The organism is Pseudoalteromonas sp. SK18, from assembly GCF_001974855.1.
Classification (GTDB): Bacteria; Pseudomonadota; Gammaproteobacteria; order Enterobacterales; family Alteromonadaceae; genus Pseudoalteromonas.
The window spans coordinates 26,223-44,671 of sequence record NZ_MTQB01000014.1; the positions used below are offsets into that span (position 1 = coordinate 26,223).

The 18,449-nt window shown below is 39.9% G+C and carries 15 protein-coding genes; 4 read left to right on the top strand and 11 right to left on the bottom strand.

The features are described from left to right. Positions 1–2: 2 nt before the first annotated feature. From BW139_RS11420 to BW139_RS11435, 4 genes are all read right to left on the bottom strand, one after another. Entirely contained in the window at positions 3–668 is a 666-nt protein-coding gene (locus BW139_RS11420; protein WP_008466638.1) for a ChrR family anti-sigma-E factor, read from the bottom strand. Then, complete coding sequence (locus BW139_RS11425; protein ID WP_008112542.1) at positions 661–1,284, bottom strand: sigma-70 family RNA polymerase sigma factor; 624 nt, start codon at positions 1,282–1,284, stop codon at positions 661–663. Before BW139_RS11425 ends, BW139_RS11420 begins: the two co-directional genes overlap by 8 nt. Positions 1,285–1,354: 70 nt before the next feature. Beyond that, entirely contained in the window at positions 1,355–1,933 is a 579-nt protein-coding gene (locus tag BW139_RS11430; RefSeq protein ID WP_036933580.1) for an LON peptidase substrate-binding domain-containing protein, read from the bottom strand. 229 nt (positions 1,934–2,162) lie between these two features. Then, a complete protein-coding gene (locus BW139_RS11435) occupies positions 2,163–2,441 on the bottom strand; it encodes a hypothetical protein (protein WP_008112538.1) in 279 nt (92 codons plus the stop codon). A 283-nt stretch (positions 2,442–2,724) separates the two neighbouring features. Here BW139_RS11435 and BW139_RS11440 point away from each other — a divergent pair, with 283 nt between their 5' ends. Further along, entirely contained in the window at positions 2,725–3,354 is a 630-nt protein-coding gene (locus tag BW139_RS11440) for a hemolysin III family protein (RefSeq protein ID WP_008112536.1), read from the top strand. Positions 3,355–3,595: 241 nt separating this feature from the next. Beyond that, positions 3,596–6,625: an EAL domain-containing protein gene (locus BW139_RS11445; protein WP_008112534.1), complete on the top strand. Its 3,030-nt coding sequence runs from the start codon at positions 3,596–3,598 to the stop codon at positions 6,623–6,625. Position 6,626: 1 nt separating this feature from the next. Here the strand turns inward: BW139_RS11445 and BW139_RS11450 are convergent, their stop codons facing one another. After that, positions 6,627–6,932 (bottom strand): MGMT family protein, encoded by a 306-nt coding sequence (locus tag BW139_RS11450; protein ID WP_076919745.1) that lies wholly within the window; start codon positions 6,930–6,932, stop codon positions 6,627–6,629. Then, complete coding sequence (locus BW139_RS11455) at positions 6,922–7,824, bottom strand: LysR family transcriptional regulator (protein WP_076919746.1); 903 nt, start codon at positions 7,822–7,824, stop codon at positions 6,922–6,924. The genes BW139_RS11450 and BW139_RS11455 overlap by 11 nt, the downstream gene beginning before the upstream one ends. Before the next feature lie 122 nt (positions 7,825–7,946). Here BW139_RS11455 and BW139_RS11460 point away from each other — a divergent pair, with 122 nt between their 5' ends. Together BW139_RS11460 and BW139_RS11465 are read left to right on the top strand one after the other, a co-directional pair. Further along, the gene (locus tag BW139_RS11460) at positions 7,947–9,029 is read left to right on the top strand and encodes an efflux RND transporter periplasmic adaptor subunit (RefSeq protein WP_076919747.1); all 1,083 of its coding nucleotides are present in this window, start codon (positions 7,947–7,949) and stop codon (positions 9,027–9,029) included. A gap of 2 nt (positions 9,030–9,031) precedes the next feature. Next, positions 9,032–12,097 carry an efflux RND transporter permease subunit gene (locus BW139_RS11465; protein ID WP_008112527.1) on the top strand — a complete coding sequence of 1,022 codons (3,066 nt, stop codon included), beginning with the start codon at positions 9,032–9,034 and terminating at the stop codon, positions 12,095–12,097. A 57-nt stretch (positions 12,098–12,154) separates the two neighbouring features. On the opposite strand, the gene rluF is transcribed toward BW139_RS11465, so the two are convergent. The 5 genes from rluF to glgC form a co-directional block, all read right to left on the bottom strand. Beyond that, a complete protein-coding gene (rluF, locus tag BW139_RS11470) occupies positions 12,155–13,144 on the bottom strand; it encodes a 23S rRNA pseudouridine(2604) synthase RluF (protein WP_076919748.1) in 990 nt (329 codons plus the stop codon). 43 nt (positions 13,145–13,187) lie between these two features. Next, the gene (locus BW139_RS11475) at positions 13,188–14,273 is read right to left on the bottom strand and encodes a DUF418 domain-containing protein (protein ID WP_076919749.1); all 1,086 of its coding nucleotides are present in this window, start codon (positions 14,271–14,273) and stop codon (positions 13,188–13,190) included. A 26-nt stretch (positions 14,274–14,299) separates the two neighbouring features. After that, entirely contained in the window at positions 14,300–15,514 is a 1,215-nt protein-coding gene (locus BW139_RS11480; RefSeq protein WP_008112521.1) for an EAL and HDOD domain-containing protein, read from the bottom strand. An 83-nt stretch (positions 15,515–15,597) separates the two neighbouring features. After that, positions 15,598–17,130: a glycogen synthase gene (locus tag BW139_RS11485; RefSeq protein WP_076919750.1), complete on the bottom strand. Its 1,533-nt coding sequence runs from the start codon at positions 17,128–17,130 to the stop codon at positions 15,598–15,600. A gap of 47 nt (positions 17,131–17,177) precedes the next feature. Then, the gene (gene glgC / locus BW139_RS11490; RefSeq protein ID WP_008112516.1) at positions 17,178–18,440 is read right to left on the bottom strand and encodes a glucose-1-phosphate adenylyltransferase; all 1,263 of its coding nucleotides are present in this window, start codon (positions 18,438–18,440) and stop codon (positions 17,178–17,180) included. Positions 18,441–18,449 lie beyond the last annotated feature (9 nt).

Genomic DNA, 18,449 nt, shown 5'->3' on the forward strand with positions numbered 1-18,449 from the left:
TCTTAATAGATCAAGCCACCAATTGGGTTAAGTAACTTGCTAAGTCCTTTATTGAAATGTAGCGCACTGCTAACAACAGTAAAGCACAAACATCCCTCTTTTGTTAGGGGAGTATGTTGGTGACGGCCATCTTGCCAAATAAAATCACCAGGCACATAACTACCCTCTTCGTCTGTAAATTCACCATCAAGAAGTAGGGTAACCTCAAATCCAGTATGCGTATGCTCTGGAATTTCTCCACCAGCATCTATATGTAACAAACTTGAACGTAAATGACCATCATCAAGCGCTATACGAGAACGCGCAAGCTTACCCACTTGAGTAAATTTGCCATGCGAAATACGTGTAAGAGCCCTCGGTAAGATGTAGTTATGTTCGTTGACGCTAATACTAACCGGTTCAACAGAATATACTTCATCAATCGAGTCATCGGCAGTGATCATATCAAGTAAACTTGATTCAATTATATCGTCTGTTTGTTCAACAGTTGTCACATCCATATTGTCACTAAAAACTGCATGCGCATTACTTGCCTCAAGTTTTTCAACTTTTGCTTGGCACAAAGGGCACATATCAACATGTATTGATACTGCAAGGCTAAGTGATGCTGGAAGTGTTGCTGCACAGTATTGTGTCAGTAGTGTTTCACTCGGGTGATGTTTAATCATGCTGATCTCCCATTTCATTACGTAATTTCTGCAAGGCTAAACGTAATCGTGATTTTACCGTGCCTACTGGAATGTTTAATTGTTGAGCAAGCTGCTCTTGCGACATATCTTGAAAATAAACACCGCGTACCACTTCTCTTTGCGCTTGTGGCAATTTATCTAGGTAACGCTTTATTTGTTGATCTTCAAGGTGGTCACTATACTCGTGGTTTGTATCTTCAGATTCGTTCAATAACGGCCAGATATCTTCGCTTATGTTTTCTTCTTTGTTACTTTTCATTTTACGAAGCATATCAAAAGAAGCATTACGCATTACTGTGTAAACCCATGTAGTAGCCGCACCCTTGTCGCTATTATACAGGTGGGCTTTACGCCACACTGACGTAAGTGTTTCTTGCACTAATTCCATTGCTTGGGCTTCAACACCAAACTGCTTTATGCCAAAGCGTTTGATTTTTGGTGCGAAATACTCAAACAAGTACGCGAATGATTTTTTATCGCGAGATTGAGCAACATTAACTAATGCTTCCCTGAGTTCCGTACTTGGCGTTTCTGGCATGGCAGCGTACTTACCTGTGTTAGGTTCACAACGTAGTGATTGTTGTTGACTTACCATAGTAAAATGTCCCGTTATTGCTTTAGTAGATACCATTACGAGCAAAGATTATAAGCGGATCATAATTATTTTAGGCAAATTCGTTATTAATCACAGTATGGAGGAAACTGAGCAAGTTATCAAAGTTAGTCTCAAATGCAAGTTGTTGTTTTTTCTCTATAGAAATGGGGAGTAATTCAAGCCATCGTGCAACAATCCACGTGAGCTGATTAAACTTGGTAGTTTTGTACAGCGATTGCAAATCGGGGTTATTTGCAAAGACTTCTTCCAGTGCCACTTGTAAAAGGTGGTGCTGACCAATTTCGTGGTTATCTTTGTTATACCAATACGGTGTGTTGCAAGCGGATACATCACCGTGGCGAAGTTCCTGCTCATCTTGATACACGTTATCTATTTGTACACTTTTCGATGCAAAAACATCAATCAATAGCATACCGCTTTCGTCTTGATCAAAGTCAATCACATCCATTAAGCAACCTTGGGCACTTATGTTCAAAGGGGTGTCATGCTCAAACGTACATAAAACAAAACCGCTACTGGTTTTTAATGCGTTTTTTACCATCGTTAAATAACGAGGCTCAAATATGCGTAATCGCGTATAGCCTTCAGGTAGTATAAATATAGGTAATGGGAAAATCGCACGTTTCATAAAGTCTACTTCTTTCAAACACTCTGCCTTTATTTACGTGCGCTTTATTCAAGTCGATCAGCTTTAGTTACATCGATTGCTTTACAGGGTAAATGCATCTACTAATTTAACCTCGTTCCCACATTTTTTATCATGTAAACCAAGTAATAAACACTTAGTATACTTGCCACAGGCGCCAACATAATGGCTAATAGTTCGAACTCACTGTTCATTACTTTATTCCCTTTTTTTACTGCTTTGGTTGTGCTTTTACTACACGTTGTTTTTCATCCATGTTGTTATTATTAACTACAGGATTAGTTTCAAGTAAGCCATCAAGGATGAGCTGCGCATCAAAAGAAACGGCTTCCTTAACGGACTTTTCAAGCTCATTGCTTGCTTGTGATACATAAGTAGACACTGTTTTAGTTAGCATATCTGTAATATTTAAATCGACTTCTGTCGCGTTAACCTGAGTTGAGCCTAATACAAGTAAGCTAGCGATTGTCATGTTGATTGAAGTTTTCATAATGATATTCCTTGTTTGTTTATTGGTTAGTACACTTAGTTACTATCAAGGGCTATGCCATAAAGAAAAAAATAGTTAAGTTATTGTTTTTAAATTAAATAAAATAATAAAAATGAAAAGCTTAAAATCTAAATTAGTAAATTTGACCAACAATTTAAAAAATAAAACCAAATAATAGTGTGTTTGTTAATGCTCAGTAAATTAAGGGAAGTTATTTCTCAATTGAAAATTCTAGCGTACACGTGTACACTGAAAACAATCTAGTTAAGTGGTAGGATCTGTTATGTCTGTTGAAGCCCCCTATTCTAAAAAAGAAGAGCTGTTAAATGTTATTAGTCATGCTTTAGGTATTGTATTTGCTGCTTTTGTTTTTTGGGATTTAGTTAAACAAACTAACAGTGTTAAAAGTTATGCAAGTACTTTGATATATGGCAGTAGCTTATTTATTTTATTTTTATCTTCAACGCTTTATCACGCCAGTGTGCGCCCTAGGTTGAGAGCGTTTTACAAAAAATGTGATCATTGCGCCATCTATTTATTGATTGCAGGCACCTACACGCCCTTTTTGTTGCTGTCGTTATCTGGGCTCTGGTCTTGGGCTACCTTAGCCTTTATTTGGACAGTAGCGTTTGCAGGCATCGCTTATAAGCTATTGGTTAAAAATGGCAATAAGAAAGTATCACTGGCTACTTATTTATTAATGGGATGGTTTGCATTAGCCATTGTGTATCCGCTTTATTTAAACGTGCCTATCAATGCACTTTATTGGCTATTAGCTGGCGGCTTATTTTATAGTGTAGGTACTATTTTTTATAGTGCTAAAAGTACTCAATATAGCCATGCTATTTGGCACCTCTTTGTTATTGGTGGATGTGTTAGCCATTATATTGCCATTACCCGCTATGTGTATTAAGCAACAATACACATAGTCTTTTTAAATATCCCCTCATTACCTGCGTTTTTAACTAATACCCTGCAAATGTACTTATTAATGACAAAGTATAACAAAATCTATCTCATGATCTAAAACCTGTTTGCTATACTGTTTCTAGGAACTGAAAACGCCATTGATTTAAATGGACGCGGCTCATACCAACTCGCTTAATTAAGTATTATTGCGGGTTGGTATCAAACAACGCTAGGTGTTATTAATATTGTCATTATCTAAAACACGCCCACAAATATTAAGCTTGTTTATCTATGCAAGACTGGTGTTGATCACTTTTTTAATGTCAACGCTTGCCGCTGTGTATTCAATTTACTTACTTGATCAATACATTTATCAGCAGAAGCAAATCTCTATTAGAGAGGTTTCAGGTAGTTACGTAAACCACATTAGAAATAACCTAAATCAAGCGCTTTCTGCCGCCTACCCAATTGCGGCCTTAATTCGTACTCAAAATGGTAAAACAGAAGGCTTTGAAGAGCTTGCATCTGAAATGTTAGCGCTCTACCCTGGCCTTGCAGCTTTACAGCTTCACAAAAACGGTATCCTTACACACGTAGTGCCACTCAAAGGCAATGAAAGCGCCATAGGAAATAATGTATTAGAAAATCCACTGCGAACTCAAGAGGCCTTTTTGGCCAAAAAAACCGGGAAATTAACCCTTGCAGGGCCGTTTGAGTTATTTCAAGGAGGAATGGGGGCTGCTGCTAGGTTACCTGTCTATCTTGACACTCAAGACGGTAATAAGTTTTGGGGGTTTGCTACTGCGCTTATACGCTTTCCTGATATTCTCCAAAGCGTTAACTTAGCACAACTGCCACAAGCAGGTATTGGCTATGAGCTTTCAAAAGTCATGCCCGATACAAATGATGTGCAAATTATTGTTACCTCAAAAAAACAAAAAATAAAAAATACTGTCGACTTTAATATACAAGTACCAAATGGGGTTTGGGTATTTAAAACTTATCCTATCAATGGCTGGAAAGATAGTAGCATGCTGTTATTTGGTGTTGCCATTGCAACCCTGTTCATCTTTTTAACCACAGTCACTGCTTATTTAGTGACTCGCTTAAGAGCCAGTCACCTAAAACTAGAAAAAAAAGTAACGCAACGTACTCATGCACTACAAAATAATATTAAAGCACTTACCGATACCGAAAGACGGCTTCTTCTGAGTCAAAAAGTAGGTGGGATTGCGACTTGGGAATGGGATATAAAAACCAATATAATCCGTTTTTCTGAACATGGTATTAGATTAATAAACGGCAATGTTAAACAACTAGAAATGACTAAAAATGAATACCTGGCCATTATTTACCCTGATGATCGTGCCGATATCATAAAAAATATAGAACAGTGCATTGACGATGCAAAGGAATATAATGTTGATCATCGTATTGTTAATAAACGTGGCAAAATTCGTTGGTTTAATACCAAAGGAACACTCGTAAGAGATAATCAAGGTAGTGCAGTCACTATGTTGGGTGTATCAATCGATATTACTGAGAGAAAGTTAATTGAAGAAAAGCTGCACTTATCCTCACGCGTATTTAGAGATACCCATGAAGGCATTATCATTACCGATGTAAATCGTCATATTGTTGATGTTAACCCTGCTTTTTGTCGGATAACTGGTTATAGCCATGAAGAGGTCATTGGTCGCACCCCTGCATTTTTAAACTCAGGTAAACAATCAGACTCTTTCTATAAGGATATGTGGCTACAATTAAATAAGTTTGGCCATTGGCAAGGGGAGATTTGGAATTGCAAAAAAAATGGCGAATTATATGCAGAGCTACTCACTATTTCTGTGTTAACAGATGATAACGACGTTACCTTTTATTTAGGGATATTTACCGATATAACCCAAGCTAAACGCCAACAAGAGCAACTTAGCCGGATTGCTCATTATGATTTATTAACTAACTTGCCAAACCGTGTGCTGCTTGCCGATAGGCTTAGCCAAACTATGTTGCAATGCCGTCGTCATAACAATTCATTGGCTGTGGTGTTTCTAGATTTAGATGGATTTAAACAAGTAAATGACTCACATGGCCATGATATTGGCGATAAGTTACTTGTTGCAATTTCTATCCGTTTAAAAGATGCACTGCGTGAAGGTGATAGCTTAGCCCGTATTGGTGGCGATGAATTTGTTGGCGTATTAACTAATCTAGAATCAATTGCCGATTGTGTTCCTGTGCTCGAGCGGCTATTAGCTGCAGCAGCTAAACCGGTGACAGTGAATGACATTGTCTTAAATGTTTCTGCAAGTATTGGGGTGACCGTATACCCTGAAGATAATTTTGATGCCGATCAACTAATGCGCCATGCAGATCAAGCCATGTATATAGCTAAACAAATGGGCAAAAACCGCTATCACTTATTTGATACTAGCCAAGGTGATACCGTTAAGACACAGCAAAAAGGCATAACGCTTATTCGTGAGGCCTTAGCTAACAATTGGTTTGTACTTTATTATCAACCTAAGGTTGATATGCGAACCGGCGATATGATTGGCGTAGAGGCGTTAATACGCTTGCAACATCCCGAGCGTGGCTTACTAAGCCCTATCGAGTTTTTACCAGCCATTGAAAACAATCAACTAATGATAGACGTTGGCGAGTGGGTTATTGATACCGCCTTGACTCAAATTAATCAATGGCAATCATTAACGCCAAGTTTAACTATAAAAGTGAGTGTTAATGTTGCTGCAGTACAATTACAACAACCTGAATTTACTTCAAAGTTAACTGAATTACTATTGGCGCACCCACAAGTGAATGCAACCAATTTAGAGCTAGAAGTGCTAGAAACCAGTGCACTGAGCGATGTGACCCATGTATCTAAAACTATGCAAGATTGTAAAGCGTTAGGGGTTGATTTTTCGTTGGATGATTTTGGTACCGGTTACTCCTCACTCACATACTTAAGACGTTTACCTGCAAGCTTAATAAAGATAGATCAAAGCTTCATTAGAGATATGCTGGAAGATTCTGACGACTTAGCAATAGTAAAAGGCGTTATTGCACTGGCTAAATCATTTAAACGCAAGGTAATTGCTGAGGGGGTAGAAACGCCTGAGCATGCAGCAACTCTTATGCTTCTTGGCTGTCATTTAGCACAAGGTTATGGCATTGCCAAACCCATGAAAGCTGAGGATATTCCTATTTGGTTAAACGAATGGACTGCTGATGAAATTTGGGCTTTAACTGACTTACATAAAATGGATAATTAGTTTATTGCCAGCGGTGTTTTGCCATATTAATTCGTTGATTGTTAAAAGTAACGCCCTCAGAAAGTAGCTTTTCTCGTTGCGTTTGATACTGCGCACTGCCCTGTACAAACGCTATTTTACCTTGGCTGTTAACCACTCTATGCCAAGGGATCGTCGAATCTTTTGCCATCTCTTTTAATAAACGACCTACCAACCTAGCATTATTAGGATACCCCTCAAGCGCCGCTACTTGGCCATAACTGACAACACAGCCTTTAGGTATACTGGCTATAATAGTGTAAATAACCGTTTCTTTATTAACGTCCATTCTTGTTTAAGTACTCCTGGCTGAGTAATTCAAATTGTTGCCAAATTTTGCGCGCAACAGGCCCATGGTGCATAGCATGTTGACGAAAAGCTCTAATTTGTGCGCTAAATTGATGCTCTCTGTCGGTTACAATGATTTGCTGTAATGAGCCAGCGGCAATTTCTTTTTTACAATGGCCTAAACTCATCATTGCCCAACCCGCTCCTGAAAGTAAAAACGACTTTAAGGTAGATATGTCATCTATTTTCATTACCGCAGCCCCTTTCGAATAAGAAAGCCTGTCACTGTCGATACTCAAGCCACTTTCAAACATCGCCAAACACGGATAAAGCTGTAATTCATCATAGCTAAGCTGCTTAGGTAAAACCCCTTTAGCACCCACGATACCAATATCTAATTTACCTATAGGTAAACTTTCCAAATCACCCGTAGCATGAAATAAATCAAACCATGGCCCAATTCCAAGCTCGGCTTGACCGGTATTCACTTGTTCTAAAGACACAAACCGCTTTCCACTGGTTAAACGAAACTCTGTGCTCGAAAAATGCTTAAAAGTATTACTTATGATCTCGTTATAACTTTGCACATGGCAAATTTGCTCGTAGCAGACTCTATATTGCGCTTCATTGCCTAATGCCAGCTCTGTTGCGAGCTGAGTAAGCTGATCGTTAGCGGTTAACAAATGTTTAGCCTCTCGGTGAAAAATACGCCCTTTTTCGGTGAGTTGTAAACGGTATTTAGAACGATCCAGAAGGTCAAAGCCTAACTTAGACTCTAAGTTTTTAATCGCCAATGTTAACGCCGGTTGCGTTTTATGTAGCTTTAATGCCGCTCCACTCAAACTCGCGCTTTGTACAATAGCATCTAATATTTGTAATTGATTAAGTTTCATTGGCCACACAACACATCATAAGTAAAACTTATTGAGTTTCTAAAATTTAATGAATTTTATTTTATATGTTTGCAGCGTATGCTGCACTGACTTATTTAGCCTTTTTTTATCATGGAGATATCATGCCACTGTTTCGCTTATGTTTACTATCTGCGACATTACTAAGTTTAATAGGTTGCTCGGAGCCCGAAAAAGTAGTTAAAGAAGCGCCTATTCGCCCCGTTAAATTATTTAGTATTGGCCATGATTCGCAAACAAACATTCGGAGCTTTCCTGCAGAGGTGGTTGCAAACCAAGGCTCTTATCTTGCTTTTAGGGTCAATGGTGAACTGATTGAGTTTCCTGTTCTAGCTGGTGAACAAGTTAAAAAAGGGCAACTATTGGCTAAATTAGACCCTGAAGATTTTCAATTGCAATATAACGAGCGTAAAGCACGATATGAGCTAGCTAAGTCGCAGCTGAAACGAATAAAGCAGCTGTTTGAAAAAAATATCACCAGTCAATCAGAGCTTGACCAAGCAGTTGCTAATGAGCAGGTCGCCGAATCAGCCTTTAAAATTGCAGAAACAAACTTAGAATATAGCGAACTGCGTGCACCGTTTGCAGGCATTGTGGCTAAAGTGTTTGTAAAAAACTTTGAGAGTATTCAGGCTAAACAGAATGTTCTGCGTTTAGAAACCCGCGACTTTATGGATGTAGAAATACAGGTTCCGGAAAAAATCGTGGCGCGTATTCAAAAAGATACCCAATATCAACCTATGGTTGAATTTGATGGCTATCACGACAAGCAATATAAACTGACACTAAAAGAATGGGATACTCAAGCTGATCCGGCAACACTCACCTACAAAGTCGTATTTTCATTACCGGTACCAAAAGATTTTAATTTGCTTGCGGGTATGTCGGGGCAAGTGGTCATAGATTTAAGCAAAGTAACCCGCTCACAAACGCCTTACACCATTTTACCCATTGAGTCGGTATTTTCAGATCCTAACAAAAGCCTTAGCGATAACGCCTATGTATGGGTTTTTAATCAACAAACCAGCACAGTGCATAAACAAGCCGTGAACGTGGGGCAATTACACCACGACACCATTGAAGTACTCAGTGGCGTAAAAGAAGGTCAATTGGTTGTTTCAGCCGGTGTCCACTCTTTAAAAGAAGGCATGTCTGTTCGCCCTTGGAATAAAGAGCGAGGCTTATAATTATGGGCTTTGCGCAACTATCCATCGAGAAAAAGGTCATTAGCTGGATGTTTACGTTGTTGCTATTGATTGGCGGCAGTGTTTCCTATTTTGATTTAGGACAACTGGAAGACCCTGAATTTACTTTAAAAAAAGCCATGGTGATCACTCTATACCCGGGAGCATCCCCGCAGCAAGTAGAAGAAGAAGTGACATTTCCAATTGAAAATGCCATTCAGCAGCTCCCCTATGTTGATTATGTCACCTCCATTTCATCCAACGGTAAATCGCAAATTACCGTAGAGATGAAAAGCAGCTATCGTAAACAAGAGCTAAGACAAATATGGGATGAAATGCGTCGTAAAATTAACGACCTCAGTCCCTCACTACCAAGTGGTGTTTATCCCAGTAATGTAATTGATGATTTTGCTGATGTTTATGGCGTGATGTTTGCGGTGACTGGCGATGGTTATTCATATGATGAATTAAAAGACTACGTTGATTATTTAAAACGAGAGCTGGTTTTAGTCAAAGGCGTCAGCAAAGTCGCTATCGCAGGGCAACAGCAACCACAGGTTATGGTTGAGGTATCAACCCAAAAGCTGGCACAGCTCGGTATTGCCCCAGGTCATATTTATGACTTGCTGCAATCACAAAATACGGTATCTAACGCTGGACGTATTCGTGTCGGTGATGAGTCTATCCGCCTGCATCCTACCGGTGAATTTAAAGATGTAACAGAGCTGGAAACTTTATTAATTTCAAAACCAGGTGCCAGCGAACTCATTTATTTGGGCGATGTTGCACAGGTTTATCGTGAATACGCAGAAGTGCCCACTAATGTCATTCACTATAATCAACAGCAAGCACTGCTGATTGGTGTTTCGTTTATGTCTGGAGTGAATGTTGTTGATGTGGGTAAACACATAGATGAGCATTTAGCATCTCTTGAATACCAACGCCCTCATGGCATTGATATAAGCTCGGTGTATAACCAACCAAAAGAAGTAGAGCAGTCTGTAGATGGTTTTATTGTTAGCTTAATAGAGGCCATTGCAATAGTCATTGTGGTACTGCTTATTTTTATGGGCTTAAAAAGTGGCGTTCTCATTGGCGGTATTTTATTACTGACTGTATTAGGCACCTTTATATTTATGAAGCTGTTTGCAATTGACCTGCAACGTATTTCTCTGGGCGCGCTAATAATCGCATTAGGGATGTTGGTTGATAATGCTATTGTTGTCACTGAAGGCATCTTGATCAACTTAAAGCGCGGACAAACAAAGCTTAAAGCAGCGGTTAATATCGTAGATCAAACGAAGTGGCCATTACTTGGCGCAACAGTAATAGCAATTACTGCTTTTGCACCTATTGGTTTAAGCTCAGATGCCAGTGGTGAATTTGCCGGTAGTCTATTTTGGGTGTTATTTATATCGCTGTTGTTGAGCTGGATCACCGCAATTACCCTCACGCCATTTTTTGCTCACTTAATGTTTAAAGAAACTGAATTTAAACACGAGCAGAACCAACAGCATGAGGACCCGTATCAAGGTATTATTTTCAATGGCTACAAAGCAACCTTAAATTTAGCCATGCGTTTTAGAAAAACTACCTTGATCCTTATGCTCGCACTTTTATGCTCTGCCGTTGTTGGTTTTGGCTCGGTAAAACAATCATTTTTTCCAGCCTCGAACACACCGATGTTTTATGTCGATTACTGGCAAGATCAAGGCGCTGATATTCGCGCCACTCTTGAGGGCATAAAACAGCTCGAAGCCTATTTACAACAAAATGAACTGGTTACAGAAATTACCAGTACGGTTGGCCAAGGTGCGCCGCGCTTTATGCTGACTTATGCACCAGAAAAGTCCTACCCTGCTTATGGGCAGTTAATTATTCGTGTAACCAATCGTGAAGCGGTCGCTAAAGTAATGCGAAAGGTGCGCGATTACGCACAGCAGCATCCACTTTCAGCAAAGTTGAAAGTCAAACCGATGGAAATTGGCCCATCAACCGATGCTAAAATAGAAGCGCGCTTTTCTGGCCCCGATCCAATCATATTAAGACAGCTATCATCTCAAGCTAAAGAGATAATCGCCAAAGATGAGGGTGCGTTTAATATTCGCGATGACTGGCGGGCAAGAACCAAAATGATTCGCCCCCAATTTAACGAACAAAAAGCTCGCCGGTTGGGGATCACCAAGTTTGACCTCGACCAAGTACTGCTGACTAGCTTATCAGGTAAACAAGTGGGTGTTTATCGTGATGGTACGCAACTGTTACCGATTATTGCCCGCTCACCAGCTAGCGAGCGCTTAAACGTAGACAGTGTTCACGATTTACAAATTTATAGCCCTGTTTTAGGGGTGTTTGTACCGGTTACCCAAGTGGTTGATGAATTTATTGTTGAGTGGGAAGACAGCTTAATTATGCGTCGCGACCGCAAGCGTACTATTACTGTTATGGCGGATCATGATGTACTTGGTGATGAAACACCTGCTAAATTATTTGCTCGTGTTCGTGCTGAAGTCGAAGCAATTGACTTACCGCGTGGCTATGAAATGCAATGGGGTGGCGAGTTCGAATCATCAAGTAAAGCCAAAAAGGCTATTTTTGGTTCGTTACCACTGGGCTATTTAGCGATGTTTGCGGTTACCGTTTTACTGTTTAACTCAGTGAAAAAACCCTTGGTTATTTGGGCCACCGTGCCACTGGCTATTATTGGTGTTAGTGCAGGTTTATTGGTGATGAATGCCCCCTTTAGCTTTATGGCACTACTTGGTTTATTAAGTTTGAGTGGTATGTTGATTAAAAACGGCATTGTTTTAGTCGATCAAATAAACTTAGAGCTCAGCGAGGGTAAATCTCCCTATCAAGCAGTGTTTGACTCAGGCGTAAGCCGTGTGCGCCCTGTTGCCATGGCCGCTATAACCACAATACTTGGCATGATCCCATTATTATTTGACGTATTCTTCCAATCAATGGCGGTCACCATTATGTTTGGTTTAGGCTTTGCCACCATACTGACTCTGATTGTGGTACCGGTTTTATACACTGTGGTATTTAGGATTGATTACCCTAAACAGTAGGCTAACAAAAAACGCAGCCAAGGCTGCGTTTTTATTATTAATACAAAACAATTAAGCTTACTTTTTTAAGCTTAATGTTCCACTGCTGCGGGTTTTATTTCCTGTGGCAGGATTTGCTTTGTGAGTATTTGATTTTCCTACATACGTGGTTGAACGCTTTTGATAAGGGGTATTTCGGCTACTTTTTTTAGCGTGCTTTTGTTGCTCGTCATTATTTTCACGACGTGGATTCCCGCCCTGAAAATCATGTTTGTGAGCAGGTTTAGCATGACTCTTTTTAGCTTGTTCAGTGTAATTGCTCTGCTTAGCATCATCATAAAGTGAGTGTTCTTGCGTTTTGCCAGAATCAGCAATCGAGTCGTTAATAACCGCCATTTCTGCGTCACTTAAATGCCGCCATTGCCCTACTTTTAACCCTTTGAGAGTGACATTCATAATGCGAACACGTTTAAGTGTGACTACCTCGTAACCTAAATATTCACACATACGACGAATTTGACGATTTAAACCTTGAGTCAAAATAATAGTGAATTGTTGGGCACCTGTTTGCGTCACTTTACATTTTTTGGTCACAGTATCTAAAATAGGAATACCGTTGGCCATTTTATTCACAAACTGACGATTAAGTGGTTTATCAACGGTAACCACGTATTCTTTTTCATGGTTATTACCGGCACGTAAAATCTTATTAACGATATCGCCTTCATTGGTTAAAAAAATCAGCCCTTCAGAGGGGCGATCAAGACGACCGATAGGAAAAATACGGTCAGGGTAATTAACCGCTTTGACAATATTACTTTGAATTTTTCGTTCTGTGGTACAGGTAATACCCACTGGTTTGTTATAAGCAATGTAAACCCGTTTTGGTGGCTCTTTTAATGGCTTACCATCAACCAATACCACATCATCCTGTGCAACTTTAACACCCATTTCAGGTAATTCGCCATTAACAGTAACACGACCTTGCTCAATATATTTATCGGCTTCGCGGCGTGAGCAAAACCCTGTTTCACTAATAAATTTATTTAAACGCTTTAAGTCTGTCATATGGCAAATCTTCTTAAATATAAAGGCGCATAGTTTAAACTACTCAAGCTATTTTTTCGCGCTTAATTTGCGCTAATTTACGCCATAGGTATTCAAGGGGGCCTTGCTTAAAATAACGACAGTAGAGTGCAGTAAACATAAGCTGTACAACTACTAAGCAAATAGCGACAAGCCAATAATCAATGCGGTTAAAACTAAGCGCCCACTGAGGGAAAAGCACTTTAAACAATAATAACTGCATAATGGTTTGGCTTATGTATAAAGTAAACGCTAACCGCCCTACCTGTTGGATAAGCCCCCCTATTTGCGCGCTGTTGTTGCATAGTTTAACGATTAAATGAATATAAAGCAGCGCCACGCATAAAGCAGCCAATTCATTAACCGGCTCTTGTAACGCATAGCCAATACCTTGATCATATGGCGTTAACACTAATCGTAAGCTAGTCAGTAACACACTTAACACAACTAACTTAATTAGCCCCGACCTGCTAAATCCATTACTAAATACATTACATTTGTAAGCAACGATACCAATTAGCATAAAGCCAGCACTTGCCCACAGTAATAAAATAGGCACTGTTAGCAACATATAAATGCTCATTGTAATATTTTGGCTAAAATGAGCACCAATACTTTGATAATAACTATTATATATCTGGTAAAATTCGGGAGAATCTCTATAGAGTGGCTCCTCATTAAGCCCTAACATGAACAGAGCTGTGGCAAGTAAAGCAATAAAAGTAAAAAAGGCCGCTTTGTTTTTAAGCTCTTCATCCGTGTAATTTAAATAGCGTAATACCAGTAATGCTGACACTGCATATAAAAACAAAATGTCACCCGCCCACAGTAAAAAACCATGTATTAAGCCAAACACAATAAGCCAATATAGGCGTTTTTTTAATGGCTCGATGCATTGCTGTCGCTGAAACTGAATATAAAGACCAGCACCAAATAATAACGTAAATAATGTGCGAAACCGCCCTTCAACAAATATAAGGCTTAAGGTCTGTAAAATCTTATCGCTAAGGGGTGGTGTGGTGAGTGACGTGTAATTGAGTTCAAAAATTGCGAAGGAATAGCAGTTAATAAATACTAGGCCGAGTACTGCTAGGCCCCTTATAAAGTCCATATTATAATTGCGCAAACCCTATCCCTTTAAATATTATCTTTGTAGCTATCGGCCCATTTTACTGCTTGTTTATAGAGTTTTGGCAAAAAAGCACTGTCTAAATTAATCAATAAGACTGCTTTCTCAAGTGCCCACCAACTTCCTGTTTCATACGCTTTTACTGTTTCCAGAATATAATATAAGTTATTTTTTTCGCCAGTTAATGCAGCTTTAATTTCATCCGGGAATGGCAGTTTATCAACCAACAACGCCATTGGCTGATCTAAGATAGCATCAAGCAAAGAAAACAGCCCAGTTAAAAATGCCTCACCCTGCACTTGTTTTGCGACTTTGCTGGCTATTAACTCACAAAAACGAGCGCGAATAACACACATTTGCATAAGCTCTATCGGTTTATCACGCGCGGTGTGTGCCGTAACAATTAAGCTAACAAACTTTTTCAAACGGGCTTGGCCTAAGTATACCAGCGCTTGTTTTAATGATGATATTTGGCTTTGCAGCGGAAATACACCGCTGTTTAATAATCGTAATAGCTTGTAGGCCAATGCTGCATCAAGCTCAAATAAACCGGTGATCACTTTAACATCAGGATCTGGCTTCATTACTTCTGAGTAAATAGCGATGACAAGGCCATAATTATAATGGATATCCTTTTGCTCTATCATTGCGGGACGCGCAAAGTAGTACCCTTGGAAATAATCAAACCCCATTTTTCGCGCTAATTTATATTCTTCATCGGTTTCTATTTTTTCAGCTAACAGTTTAATATTTTTGTATTTTTTAAGCTTATTGACCACCAGCGGAATTTCAGCCAGTGGCGTAAGCCGAATATCAAATTTAATTAAATTAACCAGCTTTAAGAAGCGTTCCCACTGTGGAGAGTAAACAAAGTCGTCGAGGGCTAATTTATAGTTACTGTGAAAAAGTTTACGGCATAATTCATAAGTGTCGTCGTTGGGCTCTATGGTTTCGAGTAATTCAATAACTACATCTTTGCAGGGTAAAAATTCGCATAAATCGAGTTTTAACGATTCAGGACCAATATTGATCAACGCTTTTTTTCCCGAAGTAATGTGTCGAGTACCTAAGTTAAGCTGGTTTTCCATGATAAGCCGAGCTGTTGCTTGACCATCAGATACACCAGGAAAGCAATTTTCTGGGCTATCGCGAAAAAGTAGTTCATATGCAACTACATTTTGATTACGATTAAGGATTGCTTGCCTTGCCACAAATACAGACACATTACCTACTTTTAATTATTTCCACCAGACTAAGTAATTAAAGCGCAAATAGGAACGGATGTCACTGAACTTTAATAAATTTTTTAATATAAGTATGTAATATAATCAGTTACAACGCTATCCCAACCAAAGCGGGTATTTTTAGCGCTACTTTTTATTGCTTGCCATTGCTTAGGATTAGTTTGTTTTACATGCAAAGCCTCAGATAAACTAACCAAAAGAGCTTCTGCCTGAGTCAGTAAGGTATCACCAGTAAAACAAAATCCAGTCACATTATGCTCAACCGTATCTTTTAAACCGCCCACTCTATGGACCAAACACGGCTGACCTGCTCGCATTGCTAACATTTGGCTAATACCGCATGGCTCAAAAGAACTGGGCATTAAAAATAAATCCCCTAATTGATACATTAAATCGCCTATGCTTTGACCATAGCCTTTTAAAAACAATAAGTTGTTATTACGTGCCATTGCACTAGTAAATAATTGCTCCAGTTTCCTATCACCCGAGCCTAATACAATCAAACGACCACTAAATTGATTTATAACCCTGCATACCGCATCGATAGTCAAACCATCATTGTGTGACTGGCACAGCAATAATACTTTTTGCTCGGTGAGCCGCCCTACACTGGTCAGTAAAGGTCCTTGTTGCTCAGATGCCATAAATTGTAAAACGCGTTGGTGAGCAATATAGTGGCTGCTGTCTAAGTGTACATTTTTTGCCATCCAGCTAAAGAGCGTAGCTTCTATCTGCTCTAAAAGCTGGCTAAGCGTTGTCTGATGCGGGTGCAGAGCGGTGTAATCACAGCCGTTAAGTATCCCAATCAGTTTGCCCTGCTCAGCCGCTTGTTGTAAATCACGCTCAAGACCTTCGCCACCAAAAAAGCCGCCTGCGTCATTACTCGCTATTTGCACTTCTTGGCTATAACTTGGTGAAACCACATGTACTTTATCAGCTAGGTTAATGGCACTGCGCATCGGGTTAAAACAATGGGGATAACGAGGATCACAAAGCAATTGCCCGTCATAACTTAATGAGGGAAACCATGCTTCTAAGCTAGAAACATCGCCTTTAAAAGGGCGAATACCTTGTAAGGCTAAATTGTGAACCGTGTATACTAAACGCAGCTTAGCAAGTTTGCGATAGCGAGGGTCAAACTTAAGTAACACGGCCACACACGCACTGTGCCAGTCGTGTAAATGTAACGTGTTTGGTTGTTTTAATATCCCTTGCAAAAGGGCTTCACAAATAGCGGCATTAAACAGTGCAAACTTACTCGCATCAGTAGCGAATGGACGATTGTCATCATCGTTGCAATACACACTATGTGATTGGCTAAACAAAGGATGGCTTATTACTATTTGTCTCACCCCTTTTTGCGCCTGTGGAATTTCAAACAGAGATAAAACGTGCGAGGCTGAGTTAAACGCAACGTTTACTTCACCAATAAAACAGCGCTCCCCCAACTCAAATCCATAGTCTGGGATCACCACATCGACCGTTAAACTCTGCGCAGCTAAGGCTTTTGGTACATCACGAATGACATCGGCAACACCACCGACTTTGGCATTAGGTAACGCATCATTTTCTGCGGCAACCATTAATACATGCATTTAGTTACTCTTATGGTTAGCAGCAAGGCTTTCACCTTGCTATTTAATTATTGATTTAACTTTGTCAGCATCTCGCGGGTCACCAAAACAATTCCCTTTTTAGAGACTCTAAAGCCATTGGCTTCGTCGGTTTTACGATCATAACCAATTTCTAATCCCGCTGGGATCTCACAGCTTCTATCAATAATAGCGCGCTTTATTTTACACCCGCGATTAACAATAACACCGGGTAAAACCACCGACTCTTCAATAGTACAATATGAGCGGATATGTACATTAGAAAACAGTAATGACTTTCTGACTAATGAACCTGAAATAATACACCCGCCCGATACGGTTGAATCAACAGCCATACCCCGGCGATCGTCGTCATCAAAAATAAACTTAGCCGGAGGAAGCTGCTCTTGGTATGTCCAAATTGGCCAAGTAGGGTCGTATAAATCTAGTTGAGGCTCAGGCATAACCAGTTCCATATTCGCTTCCCAAAACGAATCTAAGGTTCCTACATCTCGCCAATACGGCTGTCCAGCTTGTGCAGGATCTCTAAACGGGTAGGCAAATACATTATGCTCTTCGATAATGGCAGGAATAATGTCATGACCAAAATCACGTCCTGAGCCTTCGGTTTGTGAATCTTTTTGTAATTGCTCAAATAAAAACTCAGTATTGAATACGTAATTACCCATTGACGCTAAGCATGTACCAGGTTTACCAGGGACAGAGGTAGGTTCGGCTGGTTTTTCGTCGAATCTTCTCACTCGGTTCTCTTGATCTACGGTCATTACACCAAAGGTGCCTGCGGCTTCTTCAACCGCAACTTCTAAACAACATACGGTCATATCGGCACCATTTTCTACATGCTTTGCTAATAAACCGCCGTAATCCATACGATACACATGATCGCCTGACAAAATCATTACATATTTAGGTAGTTCATGACGAATAATATCCATATTTTGAAATACCGCATCGGCAGTACCGCAATACCATTCATCACCATGACGCTGTGATGCAGGTAAAATCTCAACTGACTCGCCTAACTCCTTTTTAAAGTGTCCCCATGCACGATTCACATGGCGTATCAGCGAGTGAGATTTATATTGCGTTGCAATCCCTACTCGTCTGACACCAGAGTTAATACAATTTGATAGTGGAAAATCAATAATACGGTGCTTACCGCCAAAATAAACGGCTGGTTTTGCACGCCAGTCTGTTAGCTCATGCAGGCGAGAACCTCGCCCTCCAGCTAGAATGAGTGCATAGGTGTCTCTGGTTAAATTACTTATATAGCGATTTGCATAACTGGGCATATTACTCTC

What these genes read in the sequence shown, in the direction of transcription:
- BW139_RS11420 (WP_008466638.1), bottom strand. Translation starts at nt 668, where the DNA reads ATGATTAAACATCACCCGAGTGAAACACTACTGACACAATACTGTGCA.
- BW139_RS11425 (WP_008112542.1), bottom strand. Translation starts at nt 1,284, where the DNA reads ATGGTAAGTCAACAACAATCACTACGTTGTGAACCTAACACAGGTAAG.
- BW139_RS11430 (WP_036933580.1), bottom strand. Translation starts at nt 1,933, where the DNA reads ATGAAACGTGCGATTTTCCCATTACCTATATTTATACTACCTGAAGGC.
- BW139_RS11435 (WP_008112538.1), bottom strand. Translation starts at nt 2,441, where the DNA reads ATGAAAACTTCAATCAACATGACAATCGCTAGCTTACTTGTATTAGGC.
- BW139_RS11440 (WP_008112536.1), top strand. Translation starts at nt 2,725, where the DNA reads ATGTCTGTTGAAGCCCCCTATTCTAAAAAAGAAGAGCTGTTAAATGTT.
- BW139_RS11450 (WP_076919745.1), bottom strand. Translation starts at nt 6,932, where the DNA reads ATGGACGTTAATAAAGAAACGGTTATTTACACTATTATAGCCAGTATA.
- BW139_RS11455 (WP_076919746.1), bottom strand. Translation starts at nt 7,824, where the DNA reads ATGAAACTTAATCAATTACAAATATTAGATGCTATTGTACAAAGCGCG.
- BW139_RS11460 (WP_076919747.1), top strand. Translation starts at nt 7,947, where the DNA reads ATGCCACTGTTTCGCTTATGTTTACTATCTGCGACATTACTAAGTTTA.
- BW139_RS11465 (WP_008112527.1), top strand. Translation starts at nt 9,032, where the DNA reads ATGGGCTTTGCGCAACTATCCATCGAGAAAAAGGTCATTAGCTGGATG.
- rluF (WP_076919748.1), bottom strand. Translation starts at nt 13,144, where the DNA reads ATGACAGACTTAAAGCGTTTAAATAAATTTATTAGTGAAACAGGGTTT.
- BW139_RS11475 (WP_076919749.1), bottom strand. Translation starts at nt 14,273, where the DNA reads ATGGACTTTATAAGGGGCCTAGCAGTACTCGGCCTAGTATTTATTAAC.
- BW139_RS11485 (WP_076919750.1), bottom strand. Translation starts at nt 17,130, where the DNA reads ATGCATGTATTAATGGTTGCCGCAGAAAATGATGCGTTACCTAATGCC.
- glgC (WP_008112516.1), bottom strand. Translation starts at nt 18,440, where the DNA reads ATGCCCAGTTATGCAAATCGCTATATAAGTAATTTAACCAGAGACACC.